Origin of the sequence: Kordiimonas sp. SCSIO 12610, from assembly GCF_024398015.1 — a bacterium.
Taxonomy (GTDB): domain Bacteria; phylum Pseudomonadota; class Alphaproteobacteria; order Sphingomonadales; family Kordiimonadaceae; genus CANLMI01.
In genome coordinates, this window is sequence record NZ_CP073747.1 from 382501 (window position 1) to 406547 (window position 24047).

Genomic DNA, 24047 nt, shown 5'->3' on the forward strand with positions numbered 1-24047 from the left:
ATGGGCAGGTTGAAGGTGCGGTAACACGCACTGGAGGACCGAACCCACGTCTGTTGAAAAAGACGGGGATGACCTGTGACTAGGGGTGAAAGGCCAATCAAGCCGGGAGATAGCTGGTTCTCCGCGAAAACTATTTAGGTAGTGCCTCGGATGAATACCGACGGGGGTAGAGCACTGGATGGATGCGGGGGGCGCGAGCCTTACCAATTCTAACCAAACTCCGAATACCGTTGAGTACTATCCGGGAGACAGACTATGGGTGCTAAGGTCCATAGTCGAGAGGGAAACAGCCCTGACCACCAGCTAAGGTCCCTAAATCTTGTCTAAGTGGGAAAGCATGTGAGACGGCCATAACAACCAGGATGTTGGCTTAGAAGCAGCCATCATTTAAAGAAAGCGTAACAGCTCACTGGTCTAATTAAGCTGTCTTGCGGCGAAGATGTACCGGGGCTAAAGACAAGTACCGAAGCTGTGGATTTGCACATTAGTGCAAGTGGTAGCGGAGCGTTCTGTAAGTCTGCGAAGGTGTGGCGTGAGCCATGCTGGAGATATCAGAAGTGAGAATGCTGACATGAGTAGCGATAAAGAGTGTGAGAGACACTCTCGCCGAAAGTTCAAGGGTTCCTGCGCAAGGCTAATCCGCGCAGGGTAAGCCGGCCCCTAAGACGAGGCAGAAATGCGTAGTCGATGGGAACCAGGTTAATATTCCTGGGCCTGATAGGATGTGACGAATACTGGCAGTAGTTTCCCCTTATTGGATTGGGGGAGCTGCGAAGGTGTTCCAGGAAATAGCCCTATCATATAGACCGTACCCCAAACCGACACAGGTGAACAGGTAGAGTATACCAAGGCGCTTGAGAGAACTATGCTGAAGGAACTCGGCAAATTGCCTCCGTAACTTCGGGAGAAGGAGGCCCTCATTGAAGGCAACTTTAATGGGGGGGCACAGAAGAGGGGGTGGCGACTGTTTACTAAAAACACAGGGCTCTGCGAAGTCGCAAGACGACGTATAGGGTCTGACGCCTGCCCGGTGCTGGAAGGTTAAGGAGAGCGGTGAGAGCTGCGAACTGAAGCCCCAGTAAACGGCGGCCGTAACTATAACGGTCCTAAGGTAGCGAAATTCCTTGTCGGGTAAGTTCCGACCTGCACGAATGGCGTAACGACTTCCCCACTGTCTCCAGCATAGACTCAGCGAAATTGAATTCTCCGTGAAGATGCGGAGTACCCGCGGTTAGACGGAAAGACCCCGTGCACCTTTACTACAGCTTCAGAGTGGTATTAGGGATAACATGTGTAGCATAGGTGGGAGGCTTTGAAGCAGGGACGCCAGTTCTTGTGGAGCCACCCTTGAAATACCACCCTTGTTGTCTCTGATATCTAACCACGATCCGTGAAGCCGGATCTGGGACCCTCTGTGGTGGGTAGTTTGACTGGGGCGGTCGCCTCCCAAATGGTAACGGAGGCGCGCGAAGGTAGGCTCAGAACGGTTGGAAATCGTTCGTCGAGTGCAATGGCATAAGCCTGCCTGACTGCGAGACTGACAGGTCGAGCAGAGACGAAAGTCGGTCATAGTGATCCGGTGGTTCTGTGTGGAAGGGCCATCGCTCAACGAATAAAAGGTACGCCGGGGATAACAGGCTGATACTGCCCAAGAGCTCATATCGACGGCAGTGTTTGGCACCTCGATGTCGGCTCATCTCATCCTGGGGCTGGAGCAGGTCCCAAGGGTTTGGCTGTTCGCCAATTAAAGAGGTACGTGAGCTGGGTTTAGAACGTCGTGAGACAGTTCGGTCCCTATCTGCCGTGGGCGCAAGAGACTTGAGAGGAGCTGCCCCTAGTACGAGAGGACCGGGGTGGACGGACCTCTGGTGGACCTGTTGTTGCGCCAGCAGCATTGCAGGGTAGCTATGTCCGGAAGGGATAACCGCTGAAAGCATCTAAGCGGGAAGCCCCCCTCAAGATAAGGTCTCTCTGAGAGCCGTGGAAGACCACCACGTTGATAGGTCAGGTGTGGAAGCGCAGTAATGTGTGAAGCTAACTGATACTAATTGCTCGATCGGCTTGAAGAGCTTCTTCATAGCCAACGATAAAAACTTTATGATGACTTCCGGTATTGCTTACGCAATCCCATGAAGTGCGCCCAAGGCTGAAACTAATGTTCAGACTTGGGTGATAAAGAAACCTTATTAAGCAGGTAATATCCTGTTACTCGCAATTTACTCTTTTGTTGATCTGGTGGTTATAGCGAGATCGCCCCACCCGGTCCCATCTCGAACCCGGAAGTGAAAGGTCTTTGCGCCGATGGTACTTCGGCTTAAGCCGCGGAAGAGTAGGTCGTCGCCAGATCTACAAAAGAGTAAATCAGTCTTGAACACACTTCATGGGATTGCGTAAGCAATACCGGAAGTAAGACAAAAATTAACATCTTCACAATCTCAAAGATCAAATAAACCGCCTAACAGGCGGTTTTTTAGTCTTTATGATTAGCCTCAGTTCTTAACTGAAACTTTGGCAGATGTTCAAGAATGTATGTATGGATACAGCCTTGAGCGTGCTTCAAGGGATCGGAGCTTATCGAAGATAGGTCGCGAACTGGAAGCAAACTACAATTGACGCGGGATGGAGCAGCCCGCCTGATCGAAACGCTAGTGGAGATCAACCGCATCGCCCATAGGCGCCGGAAAACTGCTACCGGGCCAAGTGCCCTAAAATATATATGACGCGGGATGGAGCAGCCCGGTAGCTCGTCAGGCTCATAACCTGAAGGTCGTAGGTTCAAATCCTACTCCCGCAACCATTAAAAAGCCTCGGAACCCATAGGGTCCCGGGGCTCTTTTAATTGTAGGTGGGGTAGCGTGTTTTAGTCTACCGGTTCGGACGGAAAGCCTCGCGACAGCGAGGCATGGAGACAACGTCACAAAGCGTAGCGACTGACGGTAAATCCTACTCCCGCAACCAATAAGATAAAAAGCGTCCCTTATCGGGCGCTTTTTACTTATATGGCCTGCCTAAGTAGAACTTGAAACCTTTAGGGACCGTACCGACGTATGTTCAGGCATTTAGCTGTTATCTGAGCGTAGCTACTTCTCTGCCCTATTTTGCGGGTCTCTCAATTCTTCTCGACTCTGAGACTGGAGTAACCAATGTCTACGATCAACTTTAATGTTGGATGTTGCTATATCGTAACTTTCATCCACTAATTTTCGTATAGCTTTGCTGAACATGACTTCGCGTTGCCAAGGAACTTCGTGTCCTAAACCTTTAACAGCAATTGTTTCACGGTAGGACGTGCCCGTTAGATGCTTTTCCAAATACGCCACATTTCCATAAGGGACCAACAGGTCAGCTGTACCATGCATAATAATTGTTGGTGCTGTGATAGTGCCTAGCTGAGGCCCCATGGTTTCCAACTGTTTAGGCAATGCGAGCAATTCCTTATTAATGATTTTAAGTTCTTTGGGCACGAACCATGAAATAACCGGTGCATTTCCTAATTTTTGCACGAACAATGGGTCCGGCTCGAGTTCTGGGTCTAGAGAGGACGACGCCAGAAGTAATCCGCCAATCTTATCGCTGTGACGCATCGCTGCCATTGCTGCAATTGGTCCACCAGATGAATGACCGACTAGAATTGGTTTTTGACCATTTTTCTCGATGAGCAGAGGTGCCAGAACATCTGCCTGTGTTTCCAAGGAAGCAACCAGTTTATTGGGCTTTGTCTCGCCGTAGCCGGGGCGATCAATAACCAGATATTCGATATCGGCGGGTGCATTGCGAATTAAGCGGTAATAGTCCTGAGCTGCCCCGGGTGTGCCGTGCACAAAAATGACGCGGCGACCAGCGCTACCAGATGTTAGATAGGATATATTGAATGTGCCTTCGCTTGTCTCAGCAACTACTTCGTTACGCTTAACATAATCATTACCTGTAAAATAGGTTTCAGTGCCCGATGAGCAGGCTGTGAGAACAGTGGCAACAAGGATGAAGGTAAAGGTTTTGGATATATATTTCATCATCTTGCTTCCTTATTGCGTGTTAGGTGATTTGTTGGGGTTTGGATCATAATTGGGCTCTGAAAGGATCCGAACAAGCTTGTTGATCGTGTCAGAAAACTCGCGCTTAACCTCTCGATTACTCCCATAAATCACTACAATATCCTCGTCAGACAAATAGTGATACCTAGCGGCGAAGCCGGGAAGGTTGCGTTTTGCGATTGAAGAAACCAGATTGGAAAGCCACGGCGTACCAGCCCAGGTTTCTGTGAGAGAAATACCATAGCCATAATCAATATCAGCTTCGCCGCTAGTGGCTACAGCGATGTGATGCATGTTAAGAAGTTGTAACAAATCCTTGCGTAGGATTTTTCCGGCATGAAGCGCCTGATGCCATGCATAAATATCTTCAACTGTCGACATGATCCCAATACTGCCTTGTAAGTAAAGCGGTAGTTTATCCTTATTGGCCAACCGGTCAGCTAGATTGCCCCAGTTTTTGTCGTCTTCTGTCTGGTAGCCGTTAGCAATTTGTTCTGGTTTCCAATCAGGCATTTGATAGCCGGTGTTTTTGATACCTGCAGGCTTGAAGAGATGATCATTAAGGAAAGTTTCAAAGGGCTGTCCAGCTCGCTTTTCAACGATGAGCGCCAGCAGGTTGTAACCCTCGCTGAAGCGGATCACACGGTCACCCGGTTTGAAAGTAAAAGTTGGCAAATAAATGGCCGGATCAACGCTGTTTTCTCTCGAAAATACATCCTTCAGAAAAGCATCTTCATCAATTTGTTCATAGGCATCCAAGTCTTCTTCACGAATCAAACCAGAAGTGTGGGTCAGTAGATGGTGGATAGTGATATCTTGTCTATTATCGGGTACATTATCGAAGAATTCGGAAAGACGATCATCCAATGAAAGCTTATTTTGCTCTACTAATTTGAGCACGGCTGTAGCGGTAAAATAATGTGTAAGCCCACCAGTTGCGAATACGGTATCAAGTTTGTTAGGAATATTATCTTCCTTATTGGCGAGCCCATATCCTTTTGCATGGATCACTCTGCCGTTTTGGGCAATCAAAATAGAACCCGAAAAGTCGGTGGTAATATTATCCTTCAAAAAACGTTCTAATTTTTCTATAGGCACTTCATATACTTGGTTTTCATTGCCAGATGAAAGTGCATAAACGGGTACAGAACTTAAGATAAGCCCTGCTGTCGCTATTCGTTGAATAGCGGCTTTTAGATTAGCCATTATATTTCCTCTTTACTGTCGTTGTTATGTTTTAGTTTTTATAAGCGCCTGAATTTCAAGCACTTTCCGCTGTATATATCAAATTGATATATGTAAAGAGACCTCACACATATGTGAGTTTTCTTGAAAGCCGCCGTCATGTGAGGCGTACGTTTCGAACTTGTGAAACTATATTGATAGGCGAATGTTTGTATAGGTCGAGAAATCAGTGTCTCAAGACTACTTCTTGGATGAGTTCCTATCAGCTATTCGTAATTGAGGACGGTTGCAGGGTGTTCCCGGAGTGCACGGGTAATATGACCCCAGAGACTGAGGCCCGAAAGTGTAGAAATGACTAGGAGTACTAAGCCATATACGATGAACGGTAACGCATCGTTTTCGATAAAGCTCGTCAGCCATTTTTGCATAAGATACCAGACTGGTGTGAATGCAAGTACGCCGCCGATGATGGTTGGCATAAGCATGCGTCGCACCGCGAGGCTGATAATTTGCTTCTGATCAGCGCCCATAATTCTCCGAAGTGCGAGTTCACGCCTATGGGTGATAAACCAATGCTGTGCCATGCCATATACACCCGCTATAGACAGGATTAGCGTAATTGTACTGATAAAATTGAAGAGAAAGCCAGTATCTTGAATGGTTTGGTAACGCGCCCTCAGACGATCGACGAGCCACTCAACCCGATAGGGTTGGCCTGGGAAAAACTCTGCCCATTTTGCTTTAAGGCTGTTGTTTAACTCTTCGGACGAAAGGTTACTGACTTGGCCAACGATATAGTTAATTTGGTCAGGCGAACCAACTTGATAAACTTTTGGGGAATTGTCTTCGATTGATAGTTCATCCTTTAGGTCTTCAATAACAGCGACGACCGTATACCTATGCCCTTCATTGGTATTGCTTATGCTATCTGTGTCGAGAAACGTCTTACCCAATGCATCCTCCGGATTTCGAAAGCCAAAGAACGGAAGCGACGATAATGGTAGTGCAATCTGATTTTTGGAAATATTGATATTCAGACGCGCCAGCGGTGCAGTCTTGAGAAGATTAAAAAAGCTAGGGCCCGCATAGTGCAGCCGGACCCTGACTGGATTTACGTCATTTGGCCCCCGATAATGGGAACTAAATCTGGTGCCGTTGAAGAGTATATTAGTTGCTGTGTCGGCATTCTCGACGCCTGGCAGTTTTCTAACCTCATCAATGAAACCTGTTTGAAAGCGCTCATTATCCTGCTGGTTTGGTGCTGAAAGAAAAAATACACCCTCTGTCGTAAAGCCTCTTTCAACTGTCAGAATATGGTTCATTTGCCAAGCAACCTGTAGGGAAGCAATGAAAACACCGACACATATAAAGGCCTGAATTGCGACAAAGGTCTGTCGTATACGACCACGTCCACCTGTGACCTTGTTTATATTGTTGCGCAGCAGTGTTTCTGGGCGTACTCGGTGCATTAAGAGTGCAGGATAGATCGCACCCACTATGCCAAGTGTTATTGCAATACTTAGGCCTTGGAACAGGAAATATGCTCTATAAGGCACAAGGATTGGAACATCGACATTTGAAAGGTCAGTGAAAATATTGGTCAGATCATCCGCGATCAAAACCGCTACACCAAAGGTAATGCTCGCGAGTATTGCGCCCTCTAGCAAGCAGGTAAAAGCGATATGTTGGTATCCCGCACCGGAGATGCGCCGCACCGCTATTTCTCGGCCTCTAAGACTATTAATGGCGGTAAAGATGCTCACATAATTAAACCCGGCTGCGAACAGGAGTATGAATGCAATTGTGACAATGGTCCATAGGGTGCGAGGTGTCGTAAGCCTGGACCCTGTTCCAGAGATAACATTCAGTCGAATCGCAGCACCAACGAGTGGTTCCACATAAAACTCGAAACTGTAGGATCGAAAGGGCGGAGTATTGTCGGTTAACTGTTTTTCCAATTGGGCTTTGAACGCAGGGTAATCTATATCTGATTTGAGCTTCAGAAGTGTTGAAGAAACCGGGAAGTTAAAAAGACGGATATCGTCTGGTCGTGGGAGGATGATATCTAAGTCAAATGAACTGTTGGCGGGAATATCGTCAATCACCGCATGAATTGTGTAATTGCGGAAAGTTTTAACGAGCTTTTGATTTTCATTATAACTTTCGCGGCCATAGGCAATAGATTTTCCTAGTATGCTATAATCAGCGCGGCCGAACATTGCTTTTGCCTTGCTGCGGCTTAGAATGACGCCATTTGGCTTGGAAAGTGCCGTGCTAATATCTCCCACGATGACTGGAAAGTCTAAAACCTCCGCTAAATTCGCATCCGCCAGATATACAAATACATATTCCTCCCTGCCGTTTATTTCATGAAGAAACTGATATTGTTGTAAGCGGGTTACAGCTTCGATTTCGTTGAAGTTTTCGCGAACAAAGGCTGCATGTTGCTCTTTGGCACGGGCATTGCGCGTAAAACCGTTTTGATTACCGTTTGAGAAAACTTGAGACTCAATCCTATATAGCCTGTCGGAGTTTTTGAGCCAAATATCAGATGTGAACCCGTCAAGCACATAGAGGACCGCAATTATCGATATGGCGGAGGCGATAGTCAGACCCATCAGGGCGATCACAACACCGACCCATTGATTGCGCCATAGTGCGAAGGATGCGCGAAAATAGCTTATTAATGTTGCCACTAATGGTTCCCCAATTATCCCAACTCTTATTTTATAAAAGGAACTGAGTATAATCAATCATTACTAGCTTTTTAGTTATCTATAATAGCAGTTTTTCCCAAATTCTGGATTAATGCAGGTATAATCGTTCGCTTTTTGAACGAGCAGCGTCAGCATCAAAACAAAACATAACTTTTCTGAGTTTGCAGGTAGAACTGTGTACATCGTGAATGGCATCAATATGTATTTTCGAAATTGTTGTACCCGGCCATTCTATTGACAATATTTTAGCTGCATACTAGCTTAAAGTTTAAAATTTGGCGAAAAATAATGCTATAGGTGCATTATGAAGACACAAAATATTATGTGGAGTAGTAATTTTTTTATTCACAGCAAAAAGTACATTTTTTGCTTCACTGCCGCTTGTTGTTTTCAAGCTTTCTTTATGTCTACTACCGCCTATTCATTGAACATTGATACTACTATCGATTGCCCCAAGCCTGCCCTCAAAGATGATCCATTTGCAGACCTTGACGACCTGCTGACAGCAGATGAGAAACGAGAAGCCTTGCATGAAGACCTGGAGCGTGAGTTGGCGCGGCATAAGGCACCGTGTGATCCAAAGAAGAAAAATAACAAAAAGTCTGCTCAATCTGAGGCTACGAAGCCAACTGCGCAAGGGCAACAAGGCCCAAATAGTAGTTCGCAGCAACAACAAGCATCTGCTCAGACGAACCAAAATTCTGCCAATTCTACGCAGCAGTCATCCAATGCTCAGCAGGCGGTAAATACAAACCAGCAAAATCAAGCAGCATCTCAGAATTCGGCAACCAGTAACTCAGCCACTAGTAATTCGGCTACCAGTAGTGCGACAGCTAGTACGGATACCCAAAGCGCGGCTACCCAGCAAACCGGTCAGCAATATTCATCACCTTGGGCACAAAAACCTTCCGCGGCGGGAAGCTCTGGAACGGTGGATTTGGAACCAATGGCGGAGAGCACTGAAAGTCTGGAAACGTCAGTTGCAGGTAACCCTGCGACTAGTACTCAAAGCCAATCATCGGCAGAAGCTGTTGCTTCCCCAGGGTCGGGTAATGCACCACAATCTTTGCCTGCTTCCGGTGTTTCTGGTGCCGAGGAAAAGCTGGAAGACAGCAAGAAAGCAAGCGCTGCCGGTGACAGTAAATTTCAATCAAAGTTTTTGCAGGCTTATGGCTCTGCGGGGGCGACTGAGCCTGAGACAATCGAAGATATTGCGACCAGGCACAAGTCACAAGGTCAGCCAGGGTATGGCACCCCCGGTAATACCGGACCTAATCAGCAACGACCAAATTATTCCGATCCGGGGAAAAATCCTTCACAAGCCACAACGGTAGGGGCAGATTCAGCCGTGGTTATAGCGCTTGAGAAACGCCTGGAAGCAGAAAAAGATCCTGAAAAGAGAAAAGAAATTCAGGCCGAGATTGATAAATACAAAAAAAGTAAATGATATAGGGTGAAAACCAATAGACGATGCGTATTAACGTCTATTGGTCGAAATAATTAACGCCGAGGGGGCACCATGTTGCAATTATTAAGTCATTTAAATCAGTATATTATAAAGGTCATTTCTGTTTCATTGTTGATTTTCTTTGGGGGCATCGCGGCTGCGCAGGATTTTGACCTCGATAAACGTGTGAAGAAACAAAATGCTACGCCAACGGTTACAAATACAAGGCTCAATTACGCGAATACTGACCATTTGCCCAAGCTTGATGTGATCGTACCGGTTTTTGATCCCAATATACCCAAAAAGGACAAAGATAATGTTTGGCCTGAAGTGCGCAGGGCAGAGGCTAATCGTTTTGCCTGGATGATGAAACAAGCGCTTGAAAAATCACAGGCTTTCGGCGCAGTACGTGTTACCCCAAACGATTCCGGTTTTGGTGAAATATATGTGCATGGTAAAATTCTTAGAGCAAACGGCGAAGATATTCGCCTTGAGATTACAGTGAATGATATCAGGGGGAAAAAGAAAACCTGGATTAAGAATAAAAAGTTTAAATACCGCGTTCAAGAGAGCTTCCACAAAAGCCCGAGAACTCAGGGTACGGATTCTTATGCCCCTATTTTTGATATGATTGCCCAGGAAATTGTCAAAAAACTCGCCAAGAAAAAAGCAAAAGACTTGAATAAATTGCCCGCAATTACCGAAATGCGTTTTGCCAACATGTTTGGGTCTGAATATTTCGGGAAATATATTAAAGAAAAAAGAGGATCATATAAGCTGGTAGGGCTTCCTGATGAAAGCGATCAGGTTTACGCCAAAATACGCTCTATGCGTATTCAGGAGCAGTTGTTTGTTGATCAGCTTCAACCTCATTATGAGGATTTTAGTGCGCGGATGAACCCACATTATTTTGCTTGGCAAAAACATGCACTCCCTATCGCCAAGGAAAGGCGTAAGCAAAAGCGGGCCGCAATTTTAGGTACGATTGCAGCGATTGGAGGGACTGTTGTGGCAGCCACAAGCGATAACCGAACGGTCCAGACGGTTGGTGTTGCCGCCGCTGTTGGTGGCGGGCTGGTGGCGTTCAAAAAGTTTGGAGACGCCAAAGCAAGCGCCAGTGTATTGGACGAAATGGGAAGCACCCTTAATCTTGATATGGGGGTTCAAGTTGTTGAGTTTGAAGGTATTCAAACGAAGCTAGAAGGTGATGCCATCGATCAGTTTGTTGGATACCGGGGCCACCTTTTAAAAATATACGAAAGTGAATATACGCCTGACGTTCAGCTTTAATTTCTGGTTTACTGGATAGAGTTTGAATATGGCTCATGACAAAGAGAATGACCTGTCTGAAGGTGAGGAGGGTATGAAAACCTCTTCACAGGGCAACTCGTCAGCGGATCAAAGCAAAGCTTCTAAATTCAGCGATTTAAATTCCGCACGTGCACGCAGGGATATGATGGTTAGCCAGGGGAAAAAGGGCCTGATTGCCATTTCTATACTTGTGGTGTTGGGGGGCGCAGCCTTTGTTTTGTTTACAACTTTAAATTCATCATCTCAAACAAACAGTGATCAGGTCGATAGCGTTACGGCGCCACCAGCAGAGGTGCCGGAAATAAATTGTGAAACGGCCCAAATTCCAGCAGGAAGTAGTGATCACCCCTGCTTGTATAAGGATGAGTTTCAGGAAAAATATCGAACATTTTCAACTGAGCTATTACCGGAGTTGGAAGGCGCTGGGGCCGCAGACTTTGTCAAAGTGGCGCTTGCCGATATTCAACAGCTGGAAACAAACGCTATTCAGGCCTTTGATAGATCGAATTTTAAAATCGCTGTCACGTCGATTGATGCGGCAATCAAGGCAGGTGAGCAATTAAAGAATGATATTGCGGAAAACTTTCGATCGTCTTTTCAAGAAGCCTTCGCCGCTTTTAAAAATAATAATTTTGAGACAGCAAACGGTGCAATCGAGCGCGCGGTTAGATTAAGACCACAGGATACTGAGGCAGCGTTGCTAAAACGCCGAATTACAGTATTGCCGCAGGTTCTTGCATTATACCGTAAGGTTTCTGAAGCAGAAGTTCAAAACCAGCTTCTAGACCAATATAACTATATGGAGCAAATCTTATCGCTGGATCCGGAATGGCAGGATATAGCAGCTCAAATTACCGAGCTCGGTGAGCGAATAAAGGAAATCCGATATAGTGATCTTCTTAAGCAAGCAGGTGAGTTGATTGATAGTGATATGCTTGCGCAGGCGAAGGATGTTGTCAGTCAGGCTAATCGCATATTTGCGGGCAGGCAGGATACTGTCGCCCTGTCGCGTCAAATCAATGAAATTGAGAAAAAACGCCGAATAGCGACCTTGCTAACTGAGGCAAAGGTAGCCGAAAATAATGATAACTGGCCGGCTGCACTCGAAAAATATCAACGGGTGTTAGGCGAAGAGGCGGCCAATCAGCAAGCTGAAAATGGCCTTGAGAAGGCTAACCTGATTATCAATGCCAATAACCGGGCTGTCGACCTTTTGAACCAGCAAAATCGCATGCAGGATGAACGCATTCATCAAAGAATTATCGAGTTCGCGGAACAGGTCAAACCCCTAACAAGCGAGAGCCGTATTTTGTCCGATACGATCAGGACACTTGAAGAAACGTTGGCTTTATGGCGCCAAAACCGCACCATAAAGGTTTTTTCTGACGGCAAATCGATCGTCAAGGTGCGCAGGGTTGGAAATGTTGGCGCACATAAAACAAGGGAAATACAGTTAAAACCCGGAAACTATGAGTTTGAATGTACGCGTAAGGGATACCGTTCCAATATTGTTAAGCACTTCATTCCGCCAACAGGGGAAGTAAAATCGGTTACCGTTGTGTGCGATGTGCCGATCTAAATTTGCAGATAAAAAACGAAAATACGTATGTCAAAAAAGCCAAAATCTTTAAAAGATTTGAAAAAATCAAATCAGCAGCCGCAAGAACCCGCTCAGGGCGACAAGCGAGCTAAGCAAAATATACATGCAGCTATTGGTGACGCCAAAGGTAATCAAGTTAAGGCCTTGGCTATCGGTGGTATTGCAGTTGTTATGCTGCTTTCGATTTTGGCAGTTTTCTATGTTTTCTCTAAAGGGCTGGCTGTTCAAATTAAACCTGATGACGCGGTGCCCAGTGGTTATGTGACGCTTGAGTCCGGTTTGGGATGGGTTTCTGATGACGGTGAAGTGTTTGCTTTTGGGTCAAACTACCAGATTGGCGTTCATGCAGATGATTTTATTAGTCAAACAATCGATATTTCCTCTGAACAGAGTTCAAGCTTTATCGAAGTCACCCTTGAGCCAAAGCCTGCTATTATTGAGTTAACAACGGAACCAGCACAGGATGGTACCAAATGGGCTATTGATGGAAAGCAGGTCTCAACGCTATCAATGTTATCGACTGAATTGGCACCTGGTAACTATCAACTTCTTGTCGATCACCCTTATTTTGAACCAACCACGCAGGCCCTTAGTTTAAAACGCGCTGAAAATTTTGAACGTGTTATCCCACTTAGCAAAGTGCAGGGGCAGGTCTCAATTCAGGCCTCACCTTCGGGAGCGGCTGCTATTCTTGATGGTGTGACGCCCGTTGTTTTACCTTATGCAGGATTATTGGAGGGCGGTCAGCACACCATTCAAGTGACAGCGGCTGGATATGTGCCCATCACTGATCAGATCGAAATTATAAATACCCAAAGGCGTGTTGAGCGAAACTATCGTTTGCAACCCTTGCAGTCGGGTATTCGGGTAACGGTTCAACCCCAGTCTGCTCGCATTACGCTGGATGGTCGGTCTGTGAACAACGCCGCGGTTACAACCGTCAATGCCAATCAAAACTACCGTATTGAAGTGTCCCGCAGTGGGTATGTTTCTGAACAACGATCCGTCAGGGTGTCCCCAGGCGCCACTGAGGAGGTAGCTATTTCGCTAAGGCCTGCTTTTGGGGCTGTGACTTTCAATGCAGAACCGCGAGGCACGGATGTTTATATCAATGGCCAAAACAAGGGGCAAAGCCCATTAACACTTGATCTTCAAGTGCTCCCGACAAAGGTTGAATTCAAGCGCACTGGATACCGTAGCATTACAGAAAACATCACCCCTGTATTAAATAAACCAATCGATGTTAACGTGCGTTTGCGAACAGAATTAGATGCTCGGCTTCGTGAATTACCCCGTGTTATGACAGATAGCACGGGTATTGAACTCGTTAGATTTACCCCGGATCAACAGGCATTTTTCATCGGCGCTCAGCGCGGCGACCCTGGACAACTGGCAAATGAAATTTACCGTCAAATGCAACTGACCAAGCATTTTTATGCAGGTAAATACGAAGTGACTGTTGGCCAATTTAAGAAATTTTCCCCATCCTATAGTGGCGCGGGATCGAATAATATGCCGGCGACGAATGTGTCATGGATTGAAGCCGCTCAGTTTTGCAATTGGTTAAGCGAGCAAGAGCGTTTGACACCATTTTATACGATCCGGTCGGGGCAGGTTGTTGGCTATGATCCATATGCGGATGGATATCGTTTACCGACCGAAACCGAATGGGAATGGTTGGCACGGAAAGCGCGCAGGCAGCAAAAAACCAGCTTCACATGGGGAACTAGAACAACAATAACAAAAGCCTCAGGTAATCTTGCTGACGAATCCGCAAAGGGCTCTGCCCCTAAATACATCCCCAATTATACCGATGGATATGCGGCGTTGGCGCCCGTAGGAAGTTTTCCTGCGGAGGCGTCTGGTCTTCATGATATGTCTGGTAACGTTCGGGAGTGGGTTAATGATCGATATGCGCTAAACGTTCCTCCGAAAGGGAGTGTTGCGGTTAACCATTTTGGTCCACCGGCTGGTGACGGGCATGTGGTGAAGGGGTCTAGCTACAAAAGCGCGAACCTAACGAATTTACGTGCAGCCAGCCGCCAGAAGGAGGGCGTGAGCGCGGATGATATTGGTTTTCGGGTGGTCAGATACGTTTACGGCGCCGAAGACAAGTGAAGGTACAAATTATGAAGGCAAATCACCATAAAGATCAAGTTATGCAACCCGGCCAATCTGGACTGGATATTGTGCCGGATATTGAGGCTTTGGCGCTAGAGGACCAACCCGCAAAGGAACGATGGCTGCGTAAAGTCTTGATCGGGTTTGGTGTTATGATTTTGGCATATGTATATTCCAGCAGCCTTCTTGCGCAGCAAGCTTCACAACAACGGATTTCGGTAAGCCAGGCTGTTAATTTTCCTAACGATATTTGATCAATGATCGGTGCTAAAACAGGAACAGAATTATGAAAAATTCCCTTATATCCTTCGCTGTCTTTTTTGGGATCGCCGTTGTTGTGCACCTGATTTATATTGGTGTCATTATCCCGCAAGCTGAGCAGGCAACGGTGGCTGCCATTCAAAGCGGTCAGTCAGTTTCCAGAAGTTTATGGGTGATTTTGCAGGACGGAGAACAGGAAGTTTGTTTCATCTTGATGTTCTACGGCATGTATTTGCTCGGTCTTGGTATGTTTCGCCTCTGGTCAGATAATTACCTCTTTGATGTTGATCTTTTGGAAGAGGCTGATGCAGAAAACCACAGTCTTAGTGAAATCCTCAAAGACCTTAGTGACCTTGATGAAAAAATCAAATCAACACCGCTCGTGCAAACCTTATCCGCTAGTCTTCGGCGTTATCTGATCACAAACAATGTGCAGAACGCATCCGATGCGGTGACCACAAGTGTAGATGCACTCGCGGTTCGTATTGAGGCTGGTAATTCCATGATCAGGTATTTGATTTGGGCTATTCCTTCCATTGGCTTCATTGGGACTGTTCGCGGTATTGGTGTCGCACTAGCGAAAGCTGACGAGGCCTTGGCGGGTGACATCGTTGGTATGACTGGTGCGTTAGGCGTCGCGTTCAATTCTACGTTGGTAGCGCTCTTTATCAGTATTATCCTGATGTTCTTGTTGCATGCGCTTCAGAAAATGCAGGATGAGTTATTGGTGAAAACCCAAACTTACTGCGAAAAAACATTATTAGAGCGGATTAGTAAAACCTCGTAGATAACGACAGGCCTTTCTTCGGAGCATTAACGCGTGGCAGCCAAACGAAAAACTGAAAGCTCAACCCTTGCCTTTCTGGATATTATCTCCTGTGGGCTTGGGGCCGTTATTCTGATTTTTCTCATCATTAAACATAATGTTGATATTGGGTCTGAGCAAACGGACGATCTTAAGTCACAGTTGGCAGCTTTAGAGGAAGAAGCACAGAAACTCTCGGATGAAACTGAAAAACTGCGACGACAAAATGCAGATACAGAACAGGCAGGCAAGTCATTAGAAGATCAGTTGGTCGAATCTGATGGCAAGCTTGCTGCCCTCAGACAGCAAAACACATCACAGGAAAAACAGAATAAGCTAACTGAAGGTGAGCTGGAAAAGATTGAGGTTGAAGCACCGGTTGATCAGGTGGAACTAAAGGGCGCGGGGCAGGCAAACTATATCGTTGGAATGAAGGTAGAGGGTGAACGAATTGCCATCATTCTTGACCATAGCACATCGATGACCCATCCAACGCTTGAGCGGGCGGTGCTTGCAAAGTTTGATAGCCCAACTCAGCGGCAACGTGCGCCCAAATGGCAACGCACTGTACGTGTTGCAAAATGGCTTTTGGCGCGTGTGCCCGTGCAGTCACAATATGCTGTGATTGGTTTCAATAATTCTGCGGGCTTGTTGTCTCCTCAAAAAACATGGCTTCCCGCGTCGAATACCGCGGACCTTGCCGTAACAATTCGCAACATTGCAGCCCTTTCACCGTCTGGTGGGACAAACCTGGAAGAAGGGATAAAGGCGGCGTTGAATATGTCGCCAGCGCCCACTAGCATCTATATTGTAACCGATGGCTTACCAACGAATGGAAGCGTTTCCTGTGCGAAGAAGGCATCGGTTACACCTGCATGCAGGCGTTCACTAATGGGCGCTGCCAGCAAGTTATTAGCGAGCAGTTTTCCCCGCGGGAACGTACCTATTAATACAATCCTGCTACCCATGACAGGTGACCCTGATGCGCCTTCATTGTTTTGGGCATGGGCCAACTCTTCAAAGGGCATAGTCCTGTCACCTTCAAAGGCATGGCCATGAGACGTAGAGACCGAGAAACAGATATTTTTAGCCTGTCTTTTCTGGATATTGTTTCCTGTGCGTTTGGTGCAGTTGTACTTTTGTTGATTATTTCGAGGCCAGAAATGGCACCAGAGGGTGCGGCGAGCGAAAGTAAGGACTTACTCCGTGAGCTTTTCCGCTCAGAAGCTGAAAACGCGGCGCTTGCCGATTTAAGTGAGCAGGAGAAATTAAATCTGGAAGGTCTTAAGAATAGAAACCGCGCGCTCGCGGATCAATTGGAAGATGTTAAGGACCTGACCAGAACGGAAGAATTCAGGTCTGCTGAACTCGCCAAAAGCCGTGCTGCTATTGAGGCAAGAAAAACAGAACTAGAAAAACTCGCGCAGGTGCAGGAAACAACACCGGACCCGGAGCCAACGGAAGAGGTTGGCGGTATACCAGTTGACAGTGACTATGTGATCTTTGTGATTGATACATCTGGTAGTATGCGTGACAAATGGCAATTTGTGAAAAGCGTGATAGACCGCGTTCTGACGATGCATCCTAAAGTGAAAGGGTTTCAAATCATCAATGATAATGGATTTTATCTGAAAGATCGCGGCAAATGGATACCGGATACGCCGAGCCAGCGGCAACTGGCCCTAAGGCAGACCAATCGGTGGTCCCCAAATTCCAATAGTAATCCTTACCAAGGAATTGCTGAGGCGTTAAACGCCTATGGTAACCGGTCTGGTAAGCTGGCGATTTACGTATTTGGCGATGACTTTTCCAGTCGGCGTTATGACAATACGGTCGCTGCTATCGCACAGTTAAACAGTTCAGGGTCAGGTCAAAAAAAGGCCCGTATTCACGGCATTGGTTTTGCAGGTAATTCCCGAAACTATCGAGGACTGGATAGCGGCGCCTACACATTCTCTGTTCTTATGAGTGCGGTTGCCCGCGAAAACAATGGTGCATACCTTAGTCTTTCCCGCTAAGAGGCGGTAAATGCATTAGTCAATGTATGACCATCACGGGTTGGGTTTTGTTTCCAATTTTCTGGATGGCGAATGGAACTTGCCATACATTGCTTAAAATATCCGCGGTCATAACCGTCTCAGGCGATCCTGCTTGGACGCATTCACCAGCATTCATAATGTGAATTTTATCTGCAAACATTGCTGCCATAGCCATATCATGCAAAACACACATAACCCCATAGCCACGATCAGCATATGATCGAAGTAAAGTCAGGATGTTAACTTGATGCTTGGGATCAAGCGCACTGATCGGCTCATCGAGTAAAAGAAATTTCGGGCTCGAAAGGCAATGATCATCGCTCCATACCTGCGCAAGAACCCGTGCCAGGTTAACGCGTTGTCGCTCCCCACCTGATAAGGTCGAAATATCCTGATTGGCTAACCTTCGTGTATCCGTTTCCCCCATAACGGATTGAGCGATGCGAAGTGCGGTTTTGTTTTCTGGGGCTTCTTCGTGCGGAATACGGCCCATCAAAACAATATCGAGCGCTGTAAACGCAAAGTTGGAATGACTAAGCTGTGGAAGCACCGCGCGTTTTCTTGCCAAGCGTAATGGGTTGGTATCTTTTAACTGTGTTTGATCAAAATAAACCTTGCCCGCGGTGGGGGGTAAGTCACCTGCTAATAATGCCAGTGCCGTCGATTTACCTGCGCCGTTAGGACCAATAATTACCGAAAGCTCACCCGGCTGAACCGATAGGCACAGGTTTTTCACCAATTGTTGGCTATTAACGGTGAAATCAACATTTTCCAGTCGCATAGTCATAGTTAAGCCTGTGATTTCTTTTTGATCAGTTGCCATAGAAAAAATGGGCCTCCGACCGCGCTGGTAACAAGACCTACAGGAAGTTCGCTAGGGGCTATGATGTTTCTGGCGATCAGGTCAGCGAGAAGCAATACTATTGCGCCCATCAGAGCGGACCCCGTAATGACAGTTCGGTTGTCGGGCCCCGAGATTTGGCGCACAAGATGTGGGACGATCAACCCAATAAAACTAATAATTCCTGCAATTGATACAGCGGCTCCAACAATGAGAGCGGACAGTAAAACGGCTTTTCTAGTCATCAACTCGACGTTGATACCCAGATGCCGTGCTTCATTTGCGCCAAGCAGGTAAGCATTAAGAGGAACGGCGAGGGCAACAAGCCCAATCGCACCTAACCCAACAAGCAATCCTACGGGTAGTAGGCTTTCCCATCCGATGCTGCCTAAACCACCCATCATCCAGAAGGTCAAAAGCCTGAGCTGGGTATCATCACTTAGAAACTGAAGTACGCCTATGCCTGCGACTGCTATTGCATTTAAGGCAACGCCTATTAGGAGCATAGTGGCTGCTTTATCACCTCTGATGCGCCCGCTGATTAAATATACAATGATGGTTGCCACAAGACCGCCGATAAAGGCGGCAACAGGTAGAAGATAAGCGGTTTTATTCTCCCCGAACACTAGAAGCTGGCCTGAAAACAATACGATGACGGATATAGCGGCAAGGGCTGCACCCGATGAAACCCCGATCAAGCCAGGTTCAGCGAGTGGATTTCTAAATAGTGATTGTAGGGTAGCACCACTTATTCCGAGTGCACCCCCGACAAAGATTGCAGCAAAGATACGCGGTAACCGAATGGAGACGAGTATGCTGCGCTCATGGTCTGCATAAAAGTCCGCAAGGATATTGCCGGGTAAAACTGTATCTACGAGGATCGCGATCACCGACGATGCCGGGATATGAAAGGCGCCTAACAACATACTGGAAAAGGCAACCATGATTAAAACCGCAGCGAGGATGAAAATAAGGGGGCGATGTTTTCTAAGGTCAGCCATAGTCATTGACCTGAGCTGTAATCGCCCCCTCTCCCCGATCTGAAGGTTGCAGTCTTTGTATGTAGCCGCTTCGTTTGACATAAATGACCCTACTAGTTAGTGGCTATATCTCGCTTAAATTCAGGGTGAATTTTTTGTGCAAGAGCCATTATCGCTTCAGACGTTCTGGGGCCAAAGCCAAGCAAAAGAAGGCCGTCCATGGCAATCAAGTTTTTATGCTTGCCCGCGGGTGTCATAGCAATTTGCGGAATGGATAGAATTTTATCCGGACCACCACTTTGCCTGACAACATGATCCATCATCAAAATATAGTCTGGTTTTGCCGCAATCGCCGCTTCCGGGGTTAGGGGTTTATAGCGATCAATAGCTGAGCCCGCGTTCACGCCTCCCGCCAGGGTTATGATCGCATCCGCCTCTGTGCCTGACCCAGCGACAACGGGTGTTCCGTTGGTCGCGCTTAGAATAAACAAGACCCTTGGTTTGCTCTCAAACATCTCTACTTTTTCACTCACGGATGTGAATTTAGTTTTGATAGAGGCTTCCAGTTGGTGGCCAGAGACACCGAGTGCTGAAGATACCTCTTTCACGCGCGCCAGGATAGAATCGATCGTGCCTCCGTCGGATGTGCGTACAAGGCAAACACCTGCGGCTTCAACTTGGTCTAATATTTTGTCAGGGCCAGCATCTGCATCTGCAATGATTAAGTCCGGTGCTAGTGAAAGAAGCCCTTCGGCCGCAACTGCTCTATAATAACCAAGCTTCGGTAGTTTTGCCGTGGCCGCAGGATAAGATGATGTTGTGTCAACGCCGACCAGTCGACCCTCTTCACCAAGGGCGTATACGATTTCTGTTATCGCACCGCCAAGCGTGATAACCCGCTTGGCGTCTGTTTGACACTGCTCGGCAGATACCGATTGTGCGGCAGTTAATGCAACTATGAAAAAGGCTAAGGCGTTTCTCATGCCACGGCCTCTGTCTTTACCAGACTTTCTGCCAGGTTGCTCCATTCGGGTAATTCTTTAACACCGGGTTTTCTCTCCCCAAACATCAACAAAATTTCCTGACCGTCTTTGTCAAATAATTCGAGGGAAGTTACGATGCCGTCGCGTGTTGGTTTGCGGACAATCCATGCTTCAGCAATTTCTTCGTCTTTGACGTGAAGGTCAAACCCGGGGTCCAGAATATTTAACCACCCCTGTGCTCTGACGACACGTTTGATAGCGCCAGTATGAATTTGGATACATCCGCGGTTGCCAACAAATACCATGATTGACAGGCCTGTTTCAGCGGCTGAATACAGCGCTGTTTCAAAACCTGAAACGGGTACTTGGACGGCCAGCGCATCCCCTGCGACCCGAAGAGCCTGCGTTCTTGTAACGTCAAATTCGCGCAACAATCCCATAAAGTCATGCGTGTCTTGCATTGCATTCCAGTGCGCACGAAAAGCGTCCGTATCAATTTCTGCGTCTGGTCGTTCGGCCTTTGGTGCAGGTGCCTTGGAAGGCGTGATGAAAGGGTGTTGATTATCGGATTTAAACTGTTCGACTAGGTTGTCGAAGGCATCCTTATCGCTATTTTCTGTTAAATATACTTTGTGAACAGATGTGCCCGTAAGGTCGAAAAATTGTAAACTACGGCGAGGTCCATTTTTAGTTTCTTCAACAACAGCAAAACCATGATGCCAGTTACCAAAGAAAATTCTAAGGTCAATCTCTCTATTCACTACGAGGCCATGGCTCGGTTGAACGGATACTTTTGCAAACTTTCCAACCTTTTCATGCACGGCATTATCGTTGCGCGTAATCACTAGAACTTCACCCAGTTTTGGTAATTTCTTTAGTAGCTTTCCCCAATCGCCTTCTATGCGTATAACAGTGTCACCAACTGATGTCGCGACCAGTTCGCCTTCGCTAACCCCTAATTCCTTGGCCGCGTTTCTGATCCGTACGTTTGGGTTTTCATGTTTGTATGTATGCCATGTTTCTGCCAAAGATTTTGCAGCATTCATGTCTATTTGTTCGTTCATTTTTTCCTCCAAAGCCTAGCTTGTGCGAATGTTTCACAACTCGCTGAGTATTCGTTGAGAAGGCTGGCTGGCGGCGGGAAGGAAAGAAAACTTCTATCGAAGGAAGAAACCGCTGGCTGGCTGGAAATGGTCTATTTGGTCAAGATGAGTTTATTTTGACTGGTACGGCGCAGGCGGTACTCAACATCTTCATGCATAATTATAACCTCAGTCTGTCCTTGTAGGATTGTATCACTAGATACAATTGGCTTGTGTGGTACGTATGCTTTTGCAGATGGTTTCACACTCAGTGTAGGTCTCGCTTGCATTTTATGTCCCTCATCATTTGTCATTTAAATTAAATTTACTAACCACCAAACCGGTGTGACAGTGTAATCCTAAAACTGCGCCCGGGCTGTTCGATCACTGTCGGATGAACAGAAAACTCTTCATCAAACAGATTGTCGATACCGGCCGTAATTGAGAAGCCTTCAAGGTTTTTCGGTACCCATGAAACAAAAAGGTCAATAGTTTCGTATCCGTCGGTTTCCACGCTTCCATCTGGTACGTCGCGCTGCGCTGACGCGATCGTTGCGCGGCCACCTAAGCGGACACCCCAGTTAGGTATATTGCCGTTTAGCGTGAAAGTGATGCTATCCTGCGGAATTGAACCTAACCCTGTGTTATTGGTGCGGTCATCGCCGTCCAGAGTAAAGCCACTAACGGAAACAGAGAAATAAGTGCTGTCAAATTTTGCTTCGGCTTCAAAACCTGAGATGTTGGCGTCAACGTTCGTACTTTGTGTTGTGCCAAAAAAGGTTGTCGGGCCAAATGGCGGTACGAACTGCGGTGGACGGGTTGGGTCCAGGAAGGTCACGACCTGATTAACAAAGTTATCAATATCACTTGAGAAATAGGTTGCAGATGCTTGGAGCCGAATATCATCAGTTTCGTTTTCAAAACGCACCCTTGCGCCGAGCTCCAAGGTTTCCGCTTCCTCTGGCAGTAAATCAGGTGTTGGAACAAACTGATTAAGTACCAGCGTGTTTGGCCCAAGGCCGTTTGGAATGGCAAAGTGAGTACCATCATTAAATAGCTCTGTTAAGCTTGGAGCCCGGAATGCTTCTGCCCAACTTCCCCAGAGGTAAAACCAGTCTGTTGGTGAAAAGCCGATCGCCACACGCGGCGTGAACGCATCGTTATCCCTTTCACCACCAAGGTCAGAGTCTTGGGCAAAATCATCATAACGAATGCCGGGAATAATGGAGAGTGTTTCCAAAATTTCGATCTCAGCCTGTGCGTACACTGCTGTAAAACTACGTTCGGCATCAGGGAATTGAAGCCGGTCGACACCATCACGCGTGCCTGACTGGTCATCCTCAAACCATTCAAAGCCATAGGTTAAAGCGACAGAAAGGCCATCAGAGCCAAATCTGGATGTATTATTGATATCAATACCGCGACTTGAGAAATCAGAGATATCCAGACGGTCATCAACAAAACGGGCTTCGGTGACGTCAATATCGCTGTAATAAGCGTTTACTCTGAAATCGATGAACTGATTGTCAGGGTCATTATAGGTATAATTTAAACGCAGATTGCGTTCACGAGTATCGCGGTCAACCACTGTGTTGGGGGACGATACACTATCTGCTGCTGTTGGATTTTCGCCTTCATTGTCATATTGATCTGCAATGATTTCAAGGCGCGAATTTTCCCCGATATTGAGGCCAAAATTCACAAGCCCATTCAATAACCTGTCTTCCGTATCGACAATAGGGTTACCGCTACCCCCTTCCAGGTCGTTAAAGACCTGACGGTAGACAAAATTACCCAAAATATCGATCGGTCCAGATTTGCCGTACACCCCAAAGGATGTCAGAAGCTCATCACCGTTTGACTGGTATCCGATTTTTGCACGCGCACCAAAGGTTTCACCGTCTTGCAGCAAATCATTTGCGCCAATGGTTTCAACAGAGATAACACCGCCAAGCGCGCCGCTTCCATAGAGCGCACTTGCGCTTCCTCGCACGACCTCAATCCTGCTAACAAGATCAGGGTCGACGAAGAAGCGCCCCCGGTGTGCCAGGTCGAAATTTTGTCGTGATCCATCAAGCCGGATCACCACCTGATTATCAAGGAAACCGCGAACGTTTGGTTCCTCTGAAATGCGGCGACTGCCGCCCTGTATGGCAACACCCGGAACACCTTCCAGAACATCCGCATAGGACAGGGGTTGATATAATTGAATATTATTACGGTCAACGACGCTGACAGCAGTAGGGGTCGAAAAGACAGGACGTTCCACCCGTGTTGCTGTGATGGTTATTTCTTCAACCTCTGCGGCATCAAAATCAACGCCGACATCCTGAGCATAGAGGGAAGATGACAGGATTGTACCTGTGAGCAGTGACAAGGATATTGTTGTTTTTTTACGCATTAATTTCACCAAATCTTAGCCGTCATTTGCTGACAGCATTATGGACCTGGCTGGCGAATTGATTGATATCCCGCTGGCTCGGTTTAATTATTACTAGATCAATTATGATTCGGTGATTTTATAATGCAATTAATAATGATTATCAATATTAAAATAAAAATTATTAGATACAAGATACGAAAGTTCAGTGCATCTTTATGTCCCGCATAGCGAATTAAAAAAATCATATATGATAGACAT

Annotated in this window: 17 protein-coding genes, 1 tRNA gene and 2 rRNA genes (1 of these 20 running past the window's edge); 11 read left to right on the top strand and 9 right to left on the bottom strand. The window is 46.8% G+C overall.

Annotation, left to right across the window (positions count from 1 at the left end; genetic code table 11):
- From KFF44_RS01830 to KFF44_RS01840, 3 genes are all read left to right on the top strand, one after another.
- Positions 1 to 2069 (top strand): 23S ribosomal RNA (locus KFF44_RS01830); it begins 676 nt to the left of the window's first position.
- Positions 2070 to 2231: 162 nt separating this feature from the next.
- Positions 2232 to 2346: ribosomal RNA gene (gene rrf / locus KFF44_RS01835) — 5S ribosomal RNA — on the top strand.
- A gap of 374 nt (positions 2347 to 2720) precedes the next feature.
- Positions 2721 to 2797 (top strand) — tRNA-Met (locus tag KFF44_RS01840).
- Positions 2798 to 3080: 283 nt separating this feature from the next.
- On the opposite strand, the gene KFF44_RS01845 is transcribed toward KFF44_RS01840, so the two are convergent.
- From KFF44_RS01845 to KFF44_RS01855, 3 genes are all read right to left on the bottom strand, one after another.
- A complete protein-coding gene (locus KFF44_RS01845) occupies positions 3081 to 4016 on the bottom strand; it encodes an alpha/beta fold hydrolase (RefSeq protein ID WP_255936585.1) in 936 nt (311 codons plus the stop codon).
- A 9-nt stretch (positions 4017 to 4025) separates the two neighbouring features.
- Positions 4026 to 5240, bottom strand: a complete 1215-nt coding sequence (locus KFF44_RS01850) for a serine hydrolase (RefSeq protein WP_255936587.1) — start codon at positions 5238 to 5240, stop codon at positions 4026 to 4028.
- A 245-nt stretch (positions 5241 to 5485) separates the two neighbouring features.
- The gene (locus KFF44_RS01855; protein ID WP_255936588.1) at positions 5486 to 7915 is read right to left on the bottom strand and encodes an FtsX-like permease family protein; all 2430 of its coding nucleotides are present in this window, start codon (positions 7913 to 7915) and stop codon (positions 5486 to 5488) included.
- 424 nt (positions 7916 to 8339) lie between these two features.
- Here KFF44_RS01855 and KFF44_RS01860 point away from each other — a divergent pair, with 424 nt between their 5' ends.
- From KFF44_RS01860 to KFF44_RS01895, 8 genes are all read left to right on the top strand, one after another.
- A complete protein-coding gene (locus KFF44_RS01860) occupies positions 8340 to 9383 on the top strand; it encodes a hypothetical protein (RefSeq protein WP_255936589.1) in 1044 nt (347 codons plus the stop codon).
- Between the two features lie 72 nt (positions 9384 to 9455).
- Positions 9456 to 10673, top strand: a complete 1218-nt coding sequence (locus KFF44_RS01865; RefSeq protein WP_255936591.1) for a hypothetical protein — start codon at positions 9456 to 9458, stop codon at positions 10671 to 10673.
- A 28-nt stretch (positions 10674 to 10701) separates the two neighbouring features.
- Positions 10702 to 12273: a hypothetical protein gene (locus KFF44_RS01870; protein ID WP_255936593.1), complete on the top strand. Its 1572-nt coding sequence runs from the start codon at positions 10702 to 10704 to the stop codon at positions 12271 to 12273.
- A gap of 27 nt (positions 12274 to 12300) precedes the next feature.
- Positions 12301 to 14412 (top strand): SUMF1/EgtB/PvdO family nonheme iron enzyme, encoded by a 2112-nt coding sequence (locus tag KFF44_RS01875; protein WP_255936599.1) that lies wholly within the window; start codon positions 12301 to 12303, stop codon positions 14410 to 14412.
- 11 nt (positions 14413 to 14423) lie between these two features.
- The gene (locus KFF44_RS01880) at positions 14424 to 14669 is read left to right on the top strand and encodes a hypothetical protein (protein WP_255936601.1); all 246 of its coding nucleotides are present in this window, start codon (positions 14424 to 14426) and stop codon (positions 14667 to 14669) included.
- Positions 14670 to 14701: 32 nt separating this feature from the next.
- Positions 14702 to 15463, top strand: coding sequence for a MotA/TolQ/ExbB proton channel family protein (locus KFF44_RS01885; protein WP_255936604.1), 762 nt, complete (start codon positions 14702 to 14704; stop codon positions 15461 to 15463).
- A gap of 33 nt (positions 15464 to 15496) precedes the next feature.
- A complete protein-coding gene (locus KFF44_RS01890) occupies positions 15497 to 16540 on the top strand; it encodes a VWA domain-containing protein (RefSeq protein WP_255936606.1) in 1044 nt (347 codons plus the stop codon).
- Positions 16537 to 17499 carry a vWA domain-containing protein gene (locus KFF44_RS01895; protein WP_255936608.1) on the top strand — a complete coding sequence of 321 codons (963 nt, stop codon included), beginning with the start codon at positions 16537 to 16539 and terminating at the stop codon, positions 17497 to 17499. The genes KFF44_RS01890 and KFF44_RS01895 overlap by 4 nt, the downstream gene beginning before the upstream one ends.
- Positions 17500 to 17518: 19 nt before the next feature.
- On the opposite strand, the gene KFF44_RS01900 is transcribed toward KFF44_RS01895, so the two are convergent.
- The 6 genes from KFF44_RS01900 to KFF44_RS01925 all read right to left on the bottom strand — a co-directional run bounded on the left by KFF44_RS01900 (position 17519) and on the right by KFF44_RS01925 (position 23807).
- On the bottom strand, positions 17519 to 18343 hold the full coding sequence (locus tag KFF44_RS01900) for a heme ABC transporter ATP-binding protein (RefSeq protein WP_255936610.1): 825 nt from the start codon (positions 18341 to 18343) through the stop codon (positions 17519 to 17521).
- Positions 18310 to 19443: an iron ABC transporter permease gene (locus KFF44_RS01905; RefSeq protein WP_255936612.1), complete on the bottom strand. Its 1134-nt coding sequence runs from the start codon at positions 19441 to 19443 to the stop codon at positions 18310 to 18312. The genes KFF44_RS01900 and KFF44_RS01905 overlap by 34 nt, the downstream gene beginning before the upstream one ends.
- A gap of 11 nt (positions 19444 to 19454) precedes the next feature.
- Positions 19455 to 20324, bottom strand: coding sequence for a hemin ABC transporter substrate-binding protein (locus KFF44_RS01910; protein ID WP_255936613.1), 870 nt, complete (start codon positions 20322 to 20324; stop codon positions 19455 to 19457).
- Positions 20321 to 21388: a hemin-degrading factor gene (locus KFF44_RS01915; protein WP_255936614.1), complete on the bottom strand. Its 1068-nt coding sequence runs from the start codon at positions 21386 to 21388 to the stop codon at positions 20321 to 20323. The genes KFF44_RS01910 and KFF44_RS01915 overlap by 4 nt, the downstream gene beginning before the upstream one ends.
- Positions 21389 to 21519: 131 nt before the next feature.
- Complete coding sequence (hemP, locus tag KFF44_RS01920) at positions 21520 to 21696, bottom strand: hemin uptake protein HemP (RefSeq protein WP_255936616.1); 177 nt, start codon at positions 21694 to 21696, stop codon at positions 21520 to 21522.
- A 38-nt stretch (positions 21697 to 21734) separates the two neighbouring features.
- Positions 21735 to 23807, bottom strand: a complete 2073-nt coding sequence (locus KFF44_RS01925; RefSeq protein ID WP_255936618.1) for a TonB-dependent hemoglobin/transferrin/lactoferrin family receptor — start codon at positions 23805 to 23807, stop codon at positions 21735 to 21737.
- Positions 23808 to 24047: the final 240 nt, after the last annotated feature.